This is a genomic window from Photobacterium pectinilyticum, from assembly GCF_024357955.1.
Classification (GTDB): Bacteria; Pseudomonadota; Gammaproteobacteria; order Enterobacterales; family Vibrionaceae; genus Photobacterium; species Photobacterium pectinilyticum.
This window is the reverse complement of sequence record NZ_JANEYT010000014.1, coordinates 1-18,341: the sequence shown is the minus strand read 5'-3', so window position 1 is coordinate 18,341 and position 18,341 is coordinate 1. Positions and strand designations below refer to the sequence as shown.

Sequence of the window (18,341 nt, the reverse complement as noted above, 5' to 3'; positions counted from 1 at the left end):
CACTGGGATGATAAGCAAAAACATTATGAGATTACGCTGGGTGATTTAGGCGCGCCGCTAAAATTGATCGAAGAGCCGATGACCTTGGTACCTTTTTCTGATCTCAACCAATGGCTGGAAGATCTCGAACATGTGATTGGTGATCAGGCATACCTCAGCAAGATGGCGATTTCAAGACAGCAACTGCAACGCCGTCTCCATAAATTTGGTTGGAGCTTCAGTTCGATTACCAATTATGTTCTGTGTAACCAAGCCATAAAACATATGCAGGCTGATCTGAGTGTTAAAGAAATTGCGGAGTGACTTCATGTCGCAATATTTAGAGCACCTTTACTCAGGCATAAGCACTTAGTTAAGCGGCGTTTGGGTAGATTCGTGAACAAAATATAACACTAGGTTTGACGGGAACAATTCAAAGTGAAGCGCTGATCGGGGGTAATATGATGGCGCATAACAAACTCTGCTCGAGTATCACTTTCGAATTGAGGTTGAAAGAATATTCGATAGCCAAGCAGATCACGTCTTGCATCACTATCAAACGGGTTAACATTGTTTTTATCTACCACGATATCTCTGGTGAGATTAATAGGCCTCAATACATAGTCTAAACCGTTATGGAAGAAGCTGTAGTTTACTGCCAGCTTGAACTCCAATTGTACTTGATTGTTTTCTGAACGCCTTAGCCACTCTTCTGAATGAATCGTGCCATCAGGCATAAATTTATACGAGGTGGTCTCCAACATGTTTTCCGGAGTGTCTGGCCGTTTGCATAACCAAGTGCCTCCTTCCAGTTGAGTTGCAAAAGTCGGCGCTGCCAACATACTACTTAGCATTAACCCTATGATCTGTAGCTTCATCCTTGAATCCTAACTTATATAATTCTAATACAATTAGTTATAGCAGTATCTATAACAACAAGACAGTGAATTTATGTTTAACCTATTTAGCTGCACAACGGCGATTTGAATATGAAAAAGGGAAAGCAATCGCTTTCCCTTTGGGTATTCGTTCTATCGTTTTATCAAGTCATCAACTAGAAGCGGTAGTCAACTGACCAAACAACTTGCTGGGTATAATCAATCTGATTTAAGCCTTCTTTGTAGTCTTGATCTAAATAGCGGTAAGTCAAATCAGTTGAAAGATTATTGCTCAACTTATATTGCGCACCTACCTGTCCGCCCCAGACAAAGTCTGTCGAGCTATTACTCCCAAAATCAGTTTTAATCTTGTTATCAGCATAACCCATAGTCACACCGGCAAATAAGTTCACCTTCTCTTGAACGGGAATCAAGTAGTCATATGAGGCTAAGTACATATTCTGCGTAAGCTTATTTTCAAAGCCTAAAGCACCATTATACTTATCCTCAAAGTAGCTGTAAGTTGCGGTAAAGCGATGCTGGTCATTAACGATAGCACCACCACGGAATTGGTAAGTTACATCTTCAGCATTTTTACTTGGGTGAGCAAGAATAAAGTCTTGCTCAACTTTATCATTCTGGTAACCAATACCACCACCAACAAACCACTCGGTGGTATTTGCAAGCGCAGGTGTAGCAGCAAGAGTGGCGAGAATAAGAGCCGACGCTACAGCATACTTTTTCATGTGTGATTTCCTTTATTCAATATTATTGGCAGCTGTGCTTGCTGCCGTTTTGATAATGCACACTGTACACAATAAAGCTGAACGCAACCTTAAAATAAAAAACAACGTTTTATTTGGTGATTTTAAATTTCAAAACACATGAAAATACTTAACGCGGTTAGAATGACCCTATATGAGAAACCCGGCTTGGTGGCACGCCAAAGTAACGCTTGAATTCTCGGCTGAACTGGGTTGGACTCTCGTAACCCACCTTCAAGGCAGCGACATTTGCCGGCATGCCATCTTGCGACATCATGGTTTTGGCCTTATTCAGACGGATTTTTTTGATGTACTGCAAAGGCGGATCCGTAACAACTTGTTTGAAGGCTCGATGAAAGGCAGACACGCTCATACCTGCCATGTCTGCCAGATCATTGATTGCCAACTTTTCATCGTAATGTGACTGTACGTGAGATATCACCTTTGTCACCCGTGATAGTGCACTATCTTGTTTACAGTATTGCGCCAACAAATGCCCTTGATCACTTTTGAGCAAGTGGAAATAAAACTCACGCAGTAACTGCTTGCCTAACACGCGAGCATCCAACGGATCTTTCAGGCACCCCAGAAGACGGCAAATACAACCTCTAATATCAGGTGTAATTTGAGTCACCGCCACCCCACGACCGTTATCTTGTGATTTTGGTATCTCGCTATGTTGGTGATGCTCAAGAGTATCGACAAGTTCTTGGATAATGGTCAGATCAAAATCTATATCCAATCCAATTAACGGTGCCTCCGGCGAGGCAAACGTCTCACAGGCAATGGGATAAGGTGTTGCTACAATCAGGCAATGGTTTGAGTCATAATCAAATCGGTAATCATTAAGATGACCCACTTTATTACCCTGTAAAATCACCACCACGCCTTGCTGGTACATTTGGGGCGTCATCTTATGGTACTGATTTATCCGAAATAGCCGGATCCCCGGCACATCCAACTCAACAATTCCAGATTCCGTTACTAAGCCATAGAGATGACAGAGTTCTTCGCCTTTTTCGACACACTTTCTGGAAACTAATCCTGCTGAAGACCCCACGACACTTACCCCGCCTTTTATACTTAATCGTTGCCTATAACCACAAATCAAAGCACAAGTACCCATGAAATACTAGCGCTTAACGATTCAGCTCAATAAAACACACCATAAGATAATAGCTGTCACCCTTCGAACAAAAAAGTAGGTTTAGGCAAGTATTAAACAGTTTTGAGCATGACAATTTTCAAAGCATTGGCATAGACTAGTTTCATTATATTGCTATAAACAATCACAGCACACACTGGAGATACCTCATGGACAAGTTTACTTACCAGAACCCTACCCGTATTCACTTTGGTGAAGGCCAAATTGCGGCCATTACCAACGATATCCCTCAAGATAAAAAAGTCCTGGTGATTTACGGCGGCGGGTCGATTAAGAAAAACGGTGTATATGAGCAAGTAGAAGCAGCCTTGAGCGAACATAACTGGGGGGAATTTGCCGGTGTTGAGCCTAACCCACAATATGACACCCTGATGAAAGCAGTAAAAAAAATCAAAGACGAAGGTTTTGACTACCTGCTTGCTGTTGGTGGTGGCTCGGTGGTCGATGGCACGAAATTTATCGCAGCCGCCGCAGCTTACCAGGGCGAAGACCCATGGAATATTTTGGCCCAACAACACCCTGTCGAAAGCGCGCTGCCACTAGGTTGCGTATTGACGCTCCCTGCAACAGGCTCAGAAAGTAACATGGGCGCCGTGGTTTCCCGCGGAAAAGACAAATTGGCTTTCATGACACCAAAAGTTCAGCCTTTGTTTGCCGTGCTGGATCCGACGACGACACTTAGCCTGTCTCCACGCCAGGTCGCCAACGGGGTCGTTGATGCGTATGTCCATGTGATGGAGCAATATCTCACTTTCCCAGCGAATGCTAAAGTACAAGACCGCTTTGCCGAAGGCCTACTACTTAATCTTATCGAAGAAGGACCTAAAGCGCTTGCTACGCCTGACGATATCGATGTGCGTGCCAACATTATGTGGACCGCAACACAAGCATTGAACGGTTTGATTGGTGTCGGTGTCCCACAAGACTGGACCACTCATATGATCGGTCACGAGCTAACGGGTAACTACGGTATCGACCATGCACGCACGCTAAGCATTGTGCTCCCAGCCGTCATGCGAGAACGCCGTGAAGACAAAGAAGGCAAATTGCTACAGTACGCAGAACGCGTATTTGGCATTACTGAGGGGTCAACTGATGAGCGTATCGAACAAGCGATTAGCCACACCATTGCTTTCTTCAAACAAATGGAAGTACCGACCAGCTTGAGCGACATAGAACTAGGTACAGCAGATATCGATACTCTGGTAACAAGCCTAGAGAGACACGGTATGAAAGCGCTCGGCGAGCGTGGCAATATCACCATCAGTGACAGCCGTGCCATTTTAGAAGCCGCTCTGTAAGAGAGTGCCAGAACGGAAATAAAAGAAAGAAAATAGTCTGTCTTGCTGTCGTTAAGCCGATGAACTAATCATCGGCTTTTCTTCCATGCGGAAACAGTCTATCGACTTATCACAATACGATTATCGCTTTCCACAGGCTCATGATAAGTATTGGATGCCAACAGGGATGGTGACGAGTCCTGTCTAATCATCTCTTCATTGGCAGCGAGGATGATGCTACCACCTTTGATTAAATCGATAATTTCTCGGTTTTTTTCAGGTGGCAGTGCTGGGCAGCCCCAACTCCAGCCAATGAAATTATTCGACGCCAGAAAATCAGGAGATGCATAGTTTGCACCGTGGATCACGATATAACGCCGGCGGGCATTATCATTTATCCCCTCAGACAAACCATCAAGACGGAGTGAATAGCCGTATTTCCCATAGTACGTCTCAGCAGTTTTAAACACCCCCAATGAGGTCTGCTTCGAATTTACCGTATTGGAAAAGCGTTCAGCATACGCTCCTCCGCTTTCAATACCATGGGTAGTGTAGGTATGATACTTCAGCGTCTTATCAGCCAAATCAACAACATAAAACCTTTTCTCATTTGAAGGGCGACGAAAGTCAATAATCACCAAATTGGGATTCGCACCAGTGCCTTTGGTCATATAAGCTTCGACACCTTGTTTAAGCAATGCATAGTCAATGACTCCATCCAAAGAGGCCATTGAATACACCTCGCTGGCAAGTTTCTCGATATGCTCCTCTACAGTACCAGCCTGTGCAAAGGAAGAAAAAAGCAAAAATAGAAGTATTTTTTTGATCATGGCTATTAATATAAAGCGATTTTTTTACGATAAGGTTACCTTCATAATTTTAACAGATTAAATGCTAATGTTTTTTTTATCTCACCAATTCAGACAGATTTTCATAAATAATTACAAATAAAGGCTTAAGAAACGACTCAACCCCTATCAGGTAGATATTCTACACTTAAACGATCTTGTCGATGTATATCCTATGGATAGTGGTATGGAGTAAAAGATGAAGTGGATTATATTGTCGTTATTCTTAGCTTTTTCGAACACCATAAAAGCAGAAGCTGTTGATCTATCGAAACTTTATGAAGTTCATACCGAATTTGACTACAGCGACTTAGTCATCGAAGTGCAGGGGTTCAAGGTACCAACCCTTGCTGCATTCCGAGGCTGGGTATTAATGAACGGTAAACAGGCCGATATTCAGAAAGGACACGAATATTTCCTCGATAAAGGGGTAAAAGAAGGCATACCTCTCCACCTCGTGCTTTTACAGGGGACGGATTGGCGGCTGAGCAATACTAATGTTTTCAATCTTCCTGACGAGAAGGTCTGGAAGAACATGGCACGCACTCTTCTTTTCATTCAAGAGCATGTAATGCCCAAAACAGGCTTGCTTATTCCTGTCTCTGGCGACCGAAGTAAAGAGTACAACCAACATGCAGGAGGAGCCCCTCGCAGCTCTCACCTCGACTTTTGTGCACTTGATCTCGTCCCCATACGGAATATCTCTCGGGCTGAACTACATAAAATCCTCAAAAGTGTATACAACTCGGTTGGTAAGAAAAATAAGATGGGTCTTGGCCTCTACAGTGGTGTGCGCTTTCATATCGACACCTGTGGCTACCGACAGTGGTAGCTTGTATAAACATGGCTTTTGATAAACGAATCAAAAAGGGGGATTTATCCTACTTTCTTTCCTTGATCGGAGTGATAAAATGCGTGGGTGAATATAGATCATAATACATACTTATCCGTTCTGATTCACATGCTAGAGAACAGCCCTTATCCGGCAGGATTGAAGTCTAAGGATGGCATTTTTGCCTTTGCCAACAAAGCTTACCGTGACTTAGTCAATGCACCTTCAGATATAGCGGGCCTCACTGATCGTGATCTACCATGTGATACAGCCCAATTTGCATCTGAATTTGTACGGCAAGACATACATGCATTAACAGAAAAAAAGATAGTGACAACTATTGATGTGCACAAGTACGCACATGGGTTTGATGCTTACACTTTTGAAAAGCGACCAGTCATCATTAATGACGAACCTTGGGGAATCCAGTTCAGCGCGACCAACTTAAGGAAATTGGTAAACTTGGCTTCTTTTGCTGAAATTATGGCACTAAACAGTACCCAAACTTCTTTCAGCACCATAAAGCCCGAGCGCATGCAGTTAACACCTTCCCAGGAAATTGTGCTGTTTTGGCTGCTGCGTGGACGACAAACCAAGCAGATTGCCCATTTGATTCACCGAACCCCAAAAGCAGTGGAAAAACAAATCGCCAACTTGATCGCGCGTTTTTCTGACATAGGTGTGACTAACCGTGCATCATTGATAGAGTATGCCCGTTGTAACGGTTGGCTTTCTGTCATCCCTGAACAACTATTCAAAACACCGGCATCGATCATTGTTTAATGTTGCATTGGCAATTCGGAAATTAAAAGCCAGCAGCTGACCTCTGCTGGCTTAGCGACAACATTACGTTCGATTTAGTCATCAGTATGGGGCGCCAAAGCCTGACATACAAAAGCCTGTAATGCCGTTAGCCGCGCCGTATTACGCAGCGAGGGCTGATACAGCATATACAAATCAATGGCTGGTAATGAGTAGTCTTGCAGTATCGGCAGGATAGATCCTTCTGCCAGCGCGTCACTGACCTGAAAGATTGGTTGCAAGGTAATACCCGCCCCTTCCAACGCAGCTGCCAGCCTTGCCTGCCCACTGTTCATGGTAATGCGAGAAGTCACTTTAGGTGCACTGATTTTCTGGCCATCAAAGAAGCGCCACTTAAGAGGGTCTTGTGAGAGGTTACTCTGCAAGCATTGGTGACGATCAAGCTCATCCGGGTGTTGCGGAGTGCCATACTGCTGCAAATAGGCCGGTGAAGCACAGGCGATAATTGGATAACTGCATAACTTGGTTGCGACCAAATAATCATAACCTTCTAACTGCTCACGAAAGATAACATCGTAACCCTCCTTCTTCATATCCGGCGGGCTATTTTCCAGGGTAAGATCAATTTCGAGCTTTGGGTATTGTTGCTGAAACTGGGCAAGTATTGGTGCCAAAGCCTTAATCCCGAAATTCACCCCCGCTGCGATTTTCAGGCTTCCAGTCGGCTCACTCATGTTGCGGTAGATATCTTCCTGAGCCGCTTTCAACTCCGCCAGCACGATCAGGCACCGCTGATAATACTGTTCACCCGCAGCCGTCAAACTCTGAAATCGAGTAGATTTTGTCAATAGCTTTGCACCAATTGCTGACTCTAACCCCCTGACATGCTTACCCACCATTTGAGCACTGATCCCGCGCTCCTCTGCAACTGCAGCAAATGAACCTAGCTCTACTGCTCGGACAAAAATTTCGATACTGGTTAAGCGATCCAACAGCTTGCTCCATTATTACCAATTATATGATTCTATTTTAACCAACATTCGAAACCAAGGGTTTCTAGTAAATTCCTTCTCGGTGAGTTTATCGGAAGCAACTTTATTCATAGAATCTGTTATTCGCTACTAACATCGAGAGAAACACTGTGCCTTTTGCCGCTCCCAAAGAGGTCGCTTTTGGCGATCTTTACCTTCCCCCGCTGCTGGTCGCTGCATTACTGGGGTTGGTTTGTGCCTCCCTTACTGTGCATTTGCTTAATCGGCTGCGCTGGTTTCGCCATGTCGCTAGCCCACCGTTGGTAGAGCTCTCATTGACGATCATCTACACCGTTATTGTCGGTACCTATGTTTTTCCTTCTTAATTGAACCCGGAGCCTACTTTGATTAAACGTTTCAGCATCACAACCTGCTTACTCCTTTTAGCTGTTACCGCTATAGGCTGGAAATACCAACAATATTTACACAACCCATGGACTCGAGATGGTCAAATCCGCGCCCAGATCATTCAGGTGACCCCTCGTGTCACCGGCCCGATCATTAATCTGCCTATTAGTGACAACAGCGAAGTGAAAGCGGGTGATGTGTTGTTCGAAATCGATCCCCGTACATACAAAGCAGCGCTGGCAAAATCAAAGGCTAGTTTGGTACAAGCACAAGCCCAACTAAATAAAGCTCAGGATGAAGCCAAGCGAGGCCATTCACTCTCTCGCCGCCAGCCCGGTTCCATCTCACAGCTAACGCTTAGCCAGCTCAACAATGCCGTTGAATCCGCCCAAGCAGGTGTGATGGTAGCCAAAGCTGCCCGTGAAGAAGCCGAACTCAATCTCGGGTTTACCAAGGTAACCGCACCGGTGGACGGCTTTATTACCAACCTCACACTACGAGTGGGCAGCCAAGTCGTTGCGAATCAACCGGTCGTCGCCCTGGTGGATAAAAACAGCTTCTGGATCGAAGGCTTCTTCAAGGAAACAGACATCCAGGATGTCACCCCCGGAGAACAAGCGGTTGTCACCTTGATGGCATACCGTAACCAGCCGTTACAGGGGCGCGTCGATAGCATTGGTTACGGAATCGCCCACCAAGATGGCAGTACTGGCGTCTCCTTGCTTCCTAATGTGAACCCTAACTTTCAATGGATCCGTCTTGCCCAGCGTATTCCCGTCAGAATTACGCTCGACGATTTGCCTGAAACTATCCAGCTTCGCGTCGGGGCGACCGCATCCGTCATGATCAACAAATCTCAACCACAAGATACCCAGTAAGGATCCGCTATGCTCAATCAGCGCTGTATCTTGCCTCTTAAAGTGGCTATTGCCCTAACCTTGGCCATTGTCAGCGCGCTTTGGCTGGGTTGGGATCGACCTTATTGGGCTGGATTTGCCGTTGTTGTCATGGCTGCAACCGAAACCTCTGGGCATTCTCTGAAAAAAGGGCGCCACCGCCTTGTCGGTACGTTACTTGGGGTAGTGGCCGCTTTGATGCTAGTTGGGGTCTTTACCCAGCAACCTTTGCCACTCCTGCTTTGCTACAGCCTTTTTGCTGCACTTTGTGTCTATCTGCAAGGTAATCCCAAAAATGGCTATATCTGGACTATTTGCTTGGCTGTCTGCTCATTGGTTATAGTCATGGGACAGCTATTACCAGAGCTTACCTTCTCCATGGCGGTGCTACGGGTACAGGAAACCGTGCTGGGGATCCTCAGCTTTACCCTTGTCTTCAGCCTGCTTTGGCCAAGCTCCAGCCGCTCAGTCGTTATCTCAACCCTGCGGTTGTACTTTGAAAATCAAGACAAACAACTGCAAGTCGCCAACGGTGAGCTTTTCGAGCATGGCACCTTCACCAAAGAGCTCAACCTGGGTGATAGCCTGAGGCAATTAACACGCTTAGAAGATCTTATCTATGCCGCCAGCGCTGACAGCTACCATGTCGCCCAGGATTACCCACAATGGCAAACCTTGCTTGACCAGCTAAACCAGTGGGCGCTGTTATGTGGCCACTTGGCCGAACTCAGCGAGCAGAGTAAAGGCGAGTTGGAACCGGAACAATGTGCAGAAATAGCATCTTTACTGGAGAGGCTAAGCCTCAGGGTAAATAACGCCTTGGGCATGCTGGAAGCATCGTCGCCAACTGAACAAGAAAGCGTTCTAGTTACCCCAAAGAAGGTGTCATTGATTACCCCGAGGCAGTCAGGTATGACTGTAAAAGGTACTCATGATCTTCATGGCACAACTCTGATGCTGGGCTCACTTCTTACACAAATTGACCAGCTGCACTATGACATTGTGGCAACACTTGGCGCAGTAACGGGCACGGGCTACGCCAATGCAGAGGAAGCAGGACAAACTAAGTCAAAACAAGCAAAACCTGCCAAGGCGCCATATCAGACTGTCTGGGCATTTCGCCCAGACAGCGCCATCGCGGCATTGAAGGTCTTCCTGGTGAACTGGATCTGCATTGCCTTGTGGATTTATGTCCCGATGCCTGGCGGCGCAATGATTGTAATGCTCGGTGCCCTACTCAGCAGCATTGTATTGTCGCTGCCGTTTGCAAACGTCAAGAACCTGCTTTTTTCCATGTTCGCCTGGTCATTGTTTGTCCTGGCCCAATATGTATTGCTGATGCCGATGATGACCGAAGTGTGGCAGCTTGCGGCGTTTTATTTCATCAATGCATTTGGCATTTGGTATGTGCTCAACCAACCTCAACAAGTGCTTCAACGCTTGATAGGTACCCAGTTATTGATAATGATGACCAGCGGTGCGATGCAACTGACACCAGTCTACGATATTCAGCAAGCCTTGCTTCAGTTGCTGCTGCTTGCCATCGTCATGCTAGTCGTATTTTGGGTAAACCATACTGTTTTCTCTGGCACCCCCGAGTCAACGTTTTTACGAGAGATGCAACGGCTGCGTATGGGGCTAAGGTCCAACTTGCAACCATTGAGCCATAAACCATACAAGCGCTTCCAATTCCTGCAAGATCCGTTGCGCTCGGTGGCAATGGCCGAACGAGCCATGGGAAGAATTAACTGGGCCAAATATCCGGATCTCGAATCTGCGAAGGTCAATGCACTAATCACCAGTGCATACAAAGCCTGCCTGCTTCTGAGGGCTTTCGAGGATAGTTATCAAAACTGGCTTCAGTCATCGCATCAACAAGCGCTGGAAATGTATATTTCAAAAATCTTGAAATCACTGGCGACTATTCTGGAGGAACCGACTACCAGCGAGGCGCTTACCGCTCATCAACAACAGCTCGATAATGTACTAGGCGAACTGCAACACTACCTGATCGGTCTGGATAATGAATCCGTTTTGCAATTTTCTCACAGCAAGGATGATATTGATGCCAGCTACCGACTGCTAACGTCATTGAAGCTACTCATCGTGTCGTTAAACTCCCTGAGCCTTAATGTGCATAACAGCGAAATTCACCATCTTCGCCTACAGCCATTTGCTATATAGCGACAGCCATAAAAAACGCCACCCGATCTTCCTATGATGTAATGATTTGGTGGCGTAATGGTTGGGTAACGCTTCATGTTTGAGCTAAAACGAAAGCTGTATACCCAAGCGAATTAATTGAATCGACCGAACTAACAAGGTGCGGGGGTCTCCTGCGCTTGATAGCTTACATATCGCCGGATTATTTCTTCACTGACTCCAATGCTATCGCCAAAATACGTAGTGCTGAAGTCGAGTGTTTTAACCTCGCCATTGCGATTGACTCACATCAACCTCAGCTCGAAATGTCACAACAAGATCACCAAAGAATGTCGAGTTAATCACAAAAATTGATTACTATGCAGGTTCTAAAATTTCTCCCTGATTGGACGAATCCATGTATAAATTGGTTGCCCTTGATATGGATGGCACATTGCTTAACTCGCAGAAAGCCATTTCTCCTCGAACCAAACAAGCTATTCAGGCAGCACGCGACAACGGTGTGCAAGTGGTACTGGCCTCAGGCCGTCCGCTAGAAGGCATGACCAAATACCTCGATGAGCTGGGTATGACCGGCGAAAGTGATTATGTCCTTAGCTACAACGCCTCTTTAGTACAACGTGTAGAAAGCAAAACAGTGATCCGCAAGCAAATCATGACTGGCCGTGATGCGAAAAATATTGCTAGCCTAGCCAATGATTTGGGCTCCTTTGTTCACGCTTTTACTCCAGAGCGTGGCCTGATCACTCCAGAGAACAACAAATACACCGAGCATGAATCTGAGATCAATGGTGTACCGACCACGGTGATGGACTTTTCTGAGCTTACTGATGATGAAGAAGTGATCAAAGTGATGATGGTTGCCGATCCTGACGTACTGACTGCGGCCATCAACCAACTGCCTGAGAGCCTATACACTCAGTACACGGTGGTGCAAAGTGCCCCATTCTTCCTTGAGCTGATGAACCCAAATAGCAATAAAGGTACTGGCGTTGCCATGCTTGCCGAGCATTTGAGCCTAGACGCTAGCGAAGTGATTTGCATGGGTGATGCCGGTAACGATCACCACATGATCAAATATGCAGGCCTTGGTGTTGCAATGGGCAATGCCACCGACGATATCAAAGCAATTGCCAACCACGTTACCGACACCAACGACAACGACGGTGTGGCAAAAGTAATTGAAGAGTTTGTACTAAATAACGCCTAACTGTCTCAGTGTGAAGTTAAAGGTAGCCAACTGCCTTTAACTTCAGCGACCACCTTGTACATGCCTTAGAAAACGAATTACCTTTTCTGGGAGCGCTTGGTTTTTATCAGCCACAGAATTAAGCGGTAAACCCACCGCCCTACCTTCCCCAACCAGCTACGGGGATATTGGCTATATGCCATAAGAAAGAGTCCTGACACTAAAATCACTGACCGGACATACCACAGTTCAGTATACGCTTTTCTATTAATCGAGCTTGTCGATTCAACAGTAAAGTCAATCAGCCATAGAATCAGCTGGGAAGAAAACAGTATTGTCCCCCAGAAAAAGGCATGTTTCTTCTTAATTACCATCGTTTTTCCTATATGACGCCTCGCTAAGGCAAACAAGAAAGGCCGATGACTCGGCCTTTCTTTTTACACACCACTACTTATCGGCAAGGGCTATTCATCCCATAAGATAGGCACTGGCATTCCAGTCCTGCGCAGTGATAGGAGAGCTTCACCGATAGCGGTGACTCAGCCTTATCCAGGTAATCTGCAGGCAAGCGAACTTTCAGTGTGCTCTTTCAAGGCAACACCTTTTGTACCGAAATCGGGAAGGTAACATTTGTAAAAACGCAAGCTGGACTTGCAAGCACAATTATTCGATGCGGTTCTGTTATTTAGTAAGACAGGAAAATGTTATGTGCAAATAATTGCTCATGATGATGGGAACGTGCTATGCCTTTCATCAACGGTAAGAAAGGCATAGGGGGGTTATGTGTCTACACAACTCACTTCGAGTTGTCATCAACAGCGTTTTGGATTAGTCGGTCTCGCTCATTGGTGGCACGGGTACGAATTTCATGCATCACATAGGTTTGCTGATCACGCGTCCACGCCTGGCCGGAGTCAGGATCAAACTGGCGCGGCATCTCTAGGCCCTGAGGCAAAAAGGCATCAATGCCAGCCTCACGCGCGGTATCAACTGTACGCAAGCTGTGTTCAAAAAAAGCAACCACCGCAGTTTTACCCAAATTAGAGACACTTCCAGCCATTAATACCGCCTTCTCAGCGACTCCCTGGGTACAGAGGTACTTTGTATTGCCCTTCCCAGAAAGCCGCGGGTAAATAGCATTGAGATCATGAACAGGAATCCGGCTACCAATTGCCTCAGCGACTTCCCATTGGGCATAAACCGGCACAGCATTCTGGCGATACAGCAACACCACTGAGTCAGCAATCGCTTCATTCATCGGCCCTGGATGCTGGTTGCCATTAAGGGAAATACGATTGCCAAACGCAAAGGCAAGAATACTCTCTACCTGTGTGACAGGTACTGATTCAGCGTGCCAGTTGAGTAAAGAATCCATGAAGAACTGCGCCGTTTGTGTGGCAACAGCCATATTATTCAACTGTTTGTTAAGCCTGTCGGCAATTGCTTGCTGCAATTGCTCATCACTCAGCGACTCGATAGGATCGAACGTCGGCTGATACATCATTGCTGCCATAACCACATCAACTTAATAAAAATAATTGAAAGCACCTAAGTCAGTATTGCAGCGTAGTCGTGGAAAAAGCATACATAACGGCCATAGGCAATAATATCATTTTGCTACAGCCTACTGGTGTAACTTTACAGCGGGATGTAACAAGAAAGCTTATCCCGTCCGGTGGGATGGGTTTTATACCCAAGCGACTTCAAGATGCAGGTTCAGCGAGAATTTATAAGCTTATAGACAAGGCATTGTTTTGAAGATCTAGCGGCTCTAAATCAAGAAACAATAACGCAGTAAAGAAGCTTAGAAAACTCGCCCTTCGGTAGGGTGTCAGCCCATTCACTCCTTCGTTGAAGCTTTTTGAAAGGGAATGCCATTCCTGCAAACCTTCGCCTTGGATTGAAGACGCTGACAACCCTCTGAATCCTGCACCTAGAGGTAACTTGGGTATATTACTCACAGCTTAGTGATTGCCAATGATTTTGGGACGCTAATACATAATGTGTCTTAGATCTGATACACAATTTCGATGGAATACAATATACGGCATAGAAATGTCCGTAAGGGGGGTAAATAGAGCCCTAAAACTGAACTGAAAGCTTCAATGAAATCAGATCACCTTCTGGGCGGTTTCGTACTTCCAGCTCATTGATCCACTCTAACTCTGCACGAACAGGTCGACCTGACCACTTTGACTGGTAGCTAAGTACAGGCCCTAGTCCGACAGCTTTTGCCTTAAAGTCGCCAAGTACCGCCCCACCTCCAGAGTCAGCGCTGATCTGTTGATACCAGTAGCCAGATAAGCCAATTCCCGTAAACCCCCACAGTAGAGGAATATATTGAATCACCGTAGAGCCAATGTGCACCTGAGCCCCTGTCTGATAATCGGTATCATCATTCTTACTATTCCAATCAACCCCAGCAGACACCGTAAACTCCTGCCCGGTTGTCGGCTCAATATATTGCAGCCAAGCTACAGGCGAAAAGCTCCAGTAGTTCTTACCGACATTGGCCAGTTTATCAACCTCAAAATCTCCCGTCGGAGCGTAAATATTGAAATGAAACTCAGATTGCCAATACTCAGATATAGAGTAAGCCAGCATCAGCGGTGTAATCATAATATCGCCAAGACCACTGTTTTTGTCTCGCTTACGACCACCAGCATCATTGGAGCTGCGAACAGAAACCTCTACTGAGCGATAAGGTAAAGAAATAGCCATTGCATACTGCCAACCGCCAGCCAGTTCTATACCTGGATTCCAGGCAAAGTTCAAAGATGACACCTGACTTTTGACATCCAAATCAGTGACCAACAAACCGGCCAGCGGTACAGAGAGTCCGCCCTGAGTATTGCCATCGTACTCACTCAGATCCACATATGCATTGATTGAGTGACTAGGTGGGATTTTATTCATCCTTGATGATCCGCTACCAATCTGATAGTGACCGCTCACTCCTTCTTCTGCGAATGTATGTGCAGTAACAAATACACCCAGCATCATAGTTACCAGAAAAAGGCCATCTGTCAGAGACTCTCGAACCGTCGCTTTAACGTACATAATATATGTCCATCTCTTCCCAATAGATTGAAATATAGATGAGTATCAGATAAAACGAGGCTAATTAATTACAACAACGAAAGTCGTGTAAGCTTCACCAAGGAACCAAAACTATAAAGAACGAAAAGGGATGTATATGAACGGATTTATAATTTCCTGTTGGGATTTTACATCAGGCGTTGCTATAGAAAGTTCGCTTGAAGCTAATAAGCTGCTCCCTGCAAACTGGTACCACTGCCAACGAGATGCAGAAGGGTTAAGGAGTTGGCTGTTAGACAACCTTATCCCCGAAGCAATTGTCGACTCACTGCTCACTGATGACACTCGTCCCCGGTTTGAAAAATACAGTGACGATTGTTTCCTCATTATCTTACGCGGTATCAATCTTAACGAAGGTTCAGAGCCCGATGATATGTTAAGCCTGCGCATACTCTGGTATAAGGGCTCTTTAATCTCAACAAGAAAAGTCCCTTCGCGAGCAGTTGCCAATATTGTACGTAAGCTAGAGCAAGGAGAAGGGCCGAATACTCTAACGGACTTATTGCAGGCAATCGCAAATAGTGTCAACAGCATTATTTCAGACTTTCTCTCACCCGTTGAAGATAGGCTCAATGAAATGGACGAGAATGTCCATACTGATAGAGCTGTATTGAGTTCAATAAACTCTCGTTTACTGCGCTTGCGCCGATACCTTAAGCCTCAGCGCTATGTGCTAGAAGATCTGATCGAAGCCGACATCCCAGTATTAAAAGGGTACAAAAACCATTTTAAAAACTGTTTAGATACCATAATGAGAATGAACGAATCTATCGATTTCTATATCGATCAAATCAATCTCTACTTTGCCACGATTAATCAACAACAAGCCGAAACGATGAACCGAAATACCTATTTATTTTCTGTCATTGCTGGCATATTCCTACCTGCTGGTTTTTTTACGGGCTTACTTGGTGTCAACATAGGTGGAATACCCGGCGTTGAAAACCCGCTAGCATTCACTTTGTTCTGTCTTGGATTGATCGTTATCGTGGCTGTTGAAGTCATTGTCCTCAAAAAATTAAGGTACATTTAATGTTTGATTTTTTACTGTCTAACTTGTTACTTAAACAATTTGTGCTGGGTATTCTACTAATCATTGGCTATATCACTTTTAAGCATATTGGTCGAAAATGGATTGAGACACTGGCAATAAACAAGCGGGTATCTCTAAAAAGAACCCAGTTTGTAGTGAAAACATTTACTGCCATTTCTTTCTTGCTCTTTGGAGCTATATTTGTCATTACTCTCGATCTCGGCTTTGGCGATATATCGTTATTTTTGTCCTCGATCTTTGCTGTACTGGGTGTCGCGCTGTTTGCCCAATGGTCAATATTAAGCAACCTCACGGCCAGTGTGCTGATATTTTTCGTATTCCCTTATCGAATTGGCGATAATATCAAAGTGGCAGACAAGGACGAAGATATCAGTGGCATTATTATCGATATCACTATGTTTCACGTCATACTCCGCCATGAAAATGGCAACATTATCACCTACCCCAACAATTTGATCCTGCAAAAGGGAGTAACAAAGTTGATAGTAAAACATGAACTCAATCCAGCAGACGACAAATAGGCCGGAGAGTATGACTCCGGCTTACTTGTTCAGCTATTCTTCTTGAAAGGAATTGTTAAAAATTCGCTAAGAAGTACGGGATCATCAGAGCATTAACCAAGTCGATAAAGAACGCACACACTAAAGGCACAATAATAAAGGCAAGGTGGGAATTACCGTAGCGCTGGGAGACTGCAGACATATTGGCCATGGCCGTTGGTGTAGAGCCTAGCGAAATCCCACCGAAACCAGAGCAAATCACCGCTGCATCGTAGTTTTTTCCCATTGCCGGGAACACCACAAAAATATTGATCAACACTGCGACGATGAACTGCGCGGTAAGAATGGCAAAAATAGGCCCAGCCAGATCAATTAGCGTCCATAACTGCATGCTCATCAGCGACATCGCCAAGAAAGTACCTAACGCGATATCAGCAATCAGGGCGACTGCAGGCTTCCTTGCTGGCCAATCAGTTCCTGTGATACGGCGAATATTGATCCGATACACCAAGTTGGTCATGACAATACCGGCGAACAAACAGGTCACGAACAGCGGTAATTGCAAGCCCATCTCCGCGATTGACTCATTGAGTATATAACCCAAAATGACACAAACATGAATAGAGAAAACGGCATCAAGGAAATCAAAACCGGAAATATGGCCATTGGACTTATCATCCGCTACCCCTACATCGAGCGCTTCTTTTTTCTCTGGCTTCAAATCGTGTCTGGTGATCAAAAACTTGGCGATAGGGCCACCCATCAAGCTGGCCAAAATCAAGCCAAAGGTGGCGCATGCCACCCCGATTTCCATCGCGTTACTGATACCATAACCTTCTGCAATACGTGGCGCCCAAGCTATAGCTGTACCATGTCCACCAATAAGGGAAACACTACCGCCGAGCATACCTACAGGGCTATCAAGGCCGAAGGCACTGGCCACGCCGATACCTGTTAGGTTCTGGACAACCATATAACCGACGGTGATAGCGAGCAGGATAACGAGAGGCAAGCCCCCCTTGAGAAGATCTTTCAAACTGGCGTTAATACCAATGGTGGTAAAGAAATACACCAGCAGCACATCTCGTGCGACGAGATCAAACTCAATAGCAATGTCAGACACACTGTAAACAATTGCAATCAGTACAGAAAATAGAATGCCACCCGTCACTGGTTCAGGAATACTGAACTCTTTTAGTGGCTTGAATACATTATTAAGCTGACGGCCTACAAACAGCACCAAGATCCCAATGGTGACGGCAAAAAAGGAATCAAACCTCAAAATACCGTTTACCCAATCCATTTCCATCTAGTTATATCCTTAACGTTCCAAATGCTGCATTAACCGTAGCAAAAGATTGTTAAAAATAGCGCTATAAAGCTCAACAAAAGTGGATTTGCTCGCAAGAATCAGTGTTATGGGCATTGAGACATTAAAAAAGCCAACAATAATGTTCGCTGGCTTTCTCAATCGTCAACGCTATGTTCCCTTAAGTTGTTGCTACACTTAAAGTAGGCAGCAACTGGAGGGAATTTTTATGCTCCAAGCTCAC

At 45.4% G+C, this 18,341-nt stretch carries 17 protein-coding genes and 1 pseudogene; 10 read left to right on the top strand and 8 right to left on the bottom strand.

Annotated features, from left to right (window positions below):
- Window positions 1-78 precede the first annotated feature (78 nt).
- A complete protein-coding gene (locus NHN17_RS08280) occupies window positions 79-303 on the top strand; it encodes a hypothetical protein (protein WP_255041805.1) in 225 nt (74 codons plus the stop codon).
- An 89-nt stretch (window positions 304-392) separates the two neighbouring features.
- On the opposite strand, the gene NHN17_RS08275 is transcribed toward NHN17_RS08280, so the two are convergent.
- The 3 genes from NHN17_RS08275 to NHN17_RS08265 all read right to left on the bottom strand — a co-directional run bounded on the left by NHN17_RS08275 (window position 393) and on the right by NHN17_RS08265 (window position 2,681).
- Window positions 393-857 (bottom strand): hypothetical protein, encoded by a 465-nt coding sequence (locus NHN17_RS08275; protein WP_255041804.1) that lies wholly within the window; start codon window positions 855-857, stop codon window positions 393-395.
- Between the two features lie 176 nt (window positions 858-1,033).
- Window positions 1,034-1,603 carry a porin family protein gene (locus NHN17_RS08270; protein WP_255041803.1) on the bottom strand — a complete coding sequence of 190 codons (570 nt, stop codon included), beginning with the start codon at window positions 1,601-1,603 and terminating at the stop codon, window positions 1,034-1,036.
- A 157-nt stretch (window positions 1,604-1,760) separates the two neighbouring features.
- Entirely contained in the window at window positions 1,761-2,681 is a 921-nt protein-coding gene (locus NHN17_RS08265) for an AraC family transcriptional regulator (protein WP_255041802.1), read from the bottom strand.
- Between the two features lie 254 nt (window positions 2,682-2,935).
- On the opposite strand from NHN17_RS08265, the gene NHN17_RS08260 reads away from it, so the two are divergent.
- Window positions 2,936-4,087 carry an iron-containing alcohol dehydrogenase gene (locus tag NHN17_RS08260; RefSeq protein WP_255041801.1) on the top strand — a complete coding sequence of 384 codons (1,152 nt, stop codon included), beginning with the start codon at window positions 2,936-2,938 and terminating at the stop codon, window positions 4,085-4,087.
- Window positions 4,088-4,287: 200 nt separating this feature from the next.
- Here the strand turns inward: NHN17_RS08260 and NHN17_RS08255 are convergent.
- Window positions 4,288-4,893, bottom strand: a pseudogene (locus tag NHN17_RS08255) (murein L,D-transpeptidase catalytic domain family protein); the annotation flags it as partial.
- Window positions 4,894-5,113: 220 nt separating this feature from the next.
- On the opposite strand from NHN17_RS08255, the gene NHN17_RS08250 reads away from it, so the two are divergent.
- Both NHN17_RS08250 and NHN17_RS08245 read left to right on the top strand, forming a co-directional pair.
- A complete protein-coding gene (locus tag NHN17_RS08250) occupies window positions 5,114-5,746 on the top strand; it encodes a D-Ala-D-Ala carboxypeptidase family metallohydrolase (protein WP_255041799.1) in 633 nt (210 codons plus the stop codon).
- 129 nt (window positions 5,747-5,875) lie between these two features.
- Window positions 5,876-6,529 carry a helix-turn-helix transcriptional regulator gene (locus NHN17_RS08245; protein WP_255041796.1) on the top strand — a complete coding sequence of 218 codons (654 nt, stop codon included), beginning with the start codon at window positions 5,876-5,878 and terminating at the stop codon, window positions 6,527-6,529.
- Between the two features lie 74 nt (window positions 6,530-6,603).
- Here the strand turns inward: NHN17_RS08245 and NHN17_RS08240 are convergent, their stop codons facing one another.
- Entirely contained in the window at window positions 6,604-7,500 is an 897-nt protein-coding gene (locus NHN17_RS08240) for a LysR family transcriptional regulator (protein ID WP_255041795.1), read from the bottom strand.
- Between the two features lie 149 nt (window positions 7,501-7,649).
- On the opposite strand from NHN17_RS08240, the gene NHN17_RS08235 reads away from it, so the two are divergent.
- The 4 genes from NHN17_RS08235 (at window position 7,650) to yidA (ending at window position 12,156) form a co-directional block, all read left to right on the top strand.
- Entirely contained in the window at window positions 7,650-7,865 is a 216-nt protein-coding gene (locus NHN17_RS08235; RefSeq protein WP_255041794.1) for a DUF1656 domain-containing protein, read from the top strand.
- Window positions 7,866-7,883: 18 nt separating this feature from the next.
- Complete coding sequence (locus NHN17_RS08230) at window positions 7,884-8,765, top strand: efflux RND transporter periplasmic adaptor subunit (protein WP_255041793.1); 882 nt, start codon at window positions 7,884-7,886, stop codon at window positions 8,763-8,765.
- A gap of 9 nt (window positions 8,766-8,774) precedes the next feature.
- Window positions 8,775-10,967 carry an FUSC family protein gene (locus NHN17_RS08225; protein ID WP_255041792.1) on the top strand — a complete coding sequence of 731 codons (2,193 nt, stop codon included), beginning with the start codon at window positions 8,775-8,777 and terminating at the stop codon, window positions 10,965-10,967.
- Window positions 10,968-11,343: 376 nt separating this feature from the next.
- On the top strand, window positions 11,344-12,156 hold the full coding sequence (gene yidA, locus NHN17_RS08220) for a sugar-phosphatase (protein WP_255041791.1): 813 nt from the start codon (window positions 11,344-11,346) through the stop codon (window positions 12,154-12,156).
- Between the two features lie 775 nt (window positions 12,157-12,931).
- Here yidA and NHN17_RS08215 read toward each other — a convergent pair.
- Both NHN17_RS08215 and NHN17_RS08210 read right to left on the bottom strand, forming a co-directional pair.
- Window positions 12,932-13,648, bottom strand: coding sequence for a hypothetical protein (locus NHN17_RS08215; RefSeq protein ID WP_255041790.1), 717 nt, complete (start codon window positions 13,646-13,648; stop codon window positions 12,932-12,934).
- Window positions 13,649-14,217: 569 nt separating this feature from the next.
- On the bottom strand, window positions 14,218-15,195 hold the full coding sequence (locus NHN17_RS08210) for a SphA family protein (RefSeq protein WP_255041788.1): 978 nt from the start codon (window positions 15,193-15,195) through the stop codon (window positions 14,218-14,220).
- A 136-nt stretch (window positions 15,196-15,331) separates the two neighbouring features.
- Here NHN17_RS08210 and NHN17_RS08205 point away from each other — a divergent pair, with 136 nt between their 5' ends.
- Window positions 15,332-16,267, top strand: a complete 936-nt coding sequence (locus NHN17_RS08205; protein ID WP_255041786.1) for a CorA family divalent cation transporter — start codon at window positions 15,332-15,334, stop codon at window positions 16,265-16,267.
- On the top strand, window positions 16,267-16,809 hold the full coding sequence (locus NHN17_RS08200) for a mechanosensitive ion channel domain-containing protein (RefSeq protein ID WP_255041784.1): 543 nt from the start codon (window positions 16,267-16,269) through the stop codon (window positions 16,807-16,809). Before NHN17_RS08205 ends, NHN17_RS08200 begins: the two co-directional genes overlap by 1 nt.
- Before the next feature lie 55 nt (window positions 16,810-16,864).
- Here the strand turns inward: NHN17_RS08200 and gltS are convergent, their stop codons facing one another.
- Window positions 16,865-18,091, bottom strand: coding sequence for a sodium/glutamate symporter (gene gltS / locus NHN17_RS08195; RefSeq protein ID WP_255041888.1), 1,227 nt, complete (start codon window positions 18,089-18,091; stop codon window positions 16,865-16,867).
- Between the last annotated feature and the right edge of the window lie 250 nt (window positions 18,092-18,341).

Coding starts and splice junctions, on each gene's coding strand:
- NHN17_RS08200 (WP_255041784.1), top strand. CDS start 16,267: ATGTTTGATTTTTTACTGTCTAACTTGTTACTTAAACAATTTGTGCTG.
- NHN17_RS08210 (WP_255041788.1), bottom strand. CDS start 15,195: ATGTACGTTAAAGCGACGGTTCGAGAGTCTCTGACAGATGGCCTTTTT.
- NHN17_RS08280 (WP_255041805.1), top strand. CDS start 79: ATGACCTTGGTACCTTTTTCTGATCTCAACCAATGGCTGGAAGATCTC.
- NHN17_RS08225 (WP_255041792.1), top strand. CDS start 8,775: ATGCTCAATCAGCGCTGTATCTTGCCTCTTAAAGTGGCTATTGCCCTA.
- yidA (WP_255041791.1), top strand. CDS start 11,344: ATGTATAAATTGGTTGCCCTTGATATGGATGGCACATTGCTTAACTCG.
- NHN17_RS08205 (WP_255041786.1), top strand. CDS start 15,332: ATGAACGGATTTATAATTTCCTGTTGGGATTTTACATCAGGCGTTGCT.
- NHN17_RS08260 (WP_255041801.1), top strand. CDS start 2,936: ATGGACAAGTTTACTTACCAGAACCCTACCCGTATTCACTTTGGTGAA.
- NHN17_RS08275 (WP_255041804.1), bottom strand. CDS start 857: ATGAAGCTACAGATCATAGGGTTAATGCTAAGTAGTATGTTGGCAGCG.
- NHN17_RS08215 (WP_255041790.1), bottom strand. CDS start 13,648: ATGGCAGCAATGATGTATCAGCCGACGTTCGATCCTATCGAGTCGCTG.
- NHN17_RS08250 (WP_255041799.1), top strand. CDS start 5,114: ATGAAGTGGATTATATTGTCGTTATTCTTAGCTTTTTCGAACACCATA.
- gltS (WP_255041888.1), bottom strand. CDS start 18,091: ATGGATTGGGTAAACGGTATTTTGAGGTTTGATTCCTTTTTTGCCGTC.
- NHN17_RS08245 (WP_255041796.1), top strand. CDS start 5,876: ATGCTAGAGAACAGCCCTTATCCGGCAGGATTGAAGTCTAAGGATGGC.
- NHN17_RS08270 (WP_255041803.1), bottom strand. CDS start 1,603: ATGAAAAAGTATGCTGTAGCGTCGGCTCTTATTCTCGCCACTCTTGCT.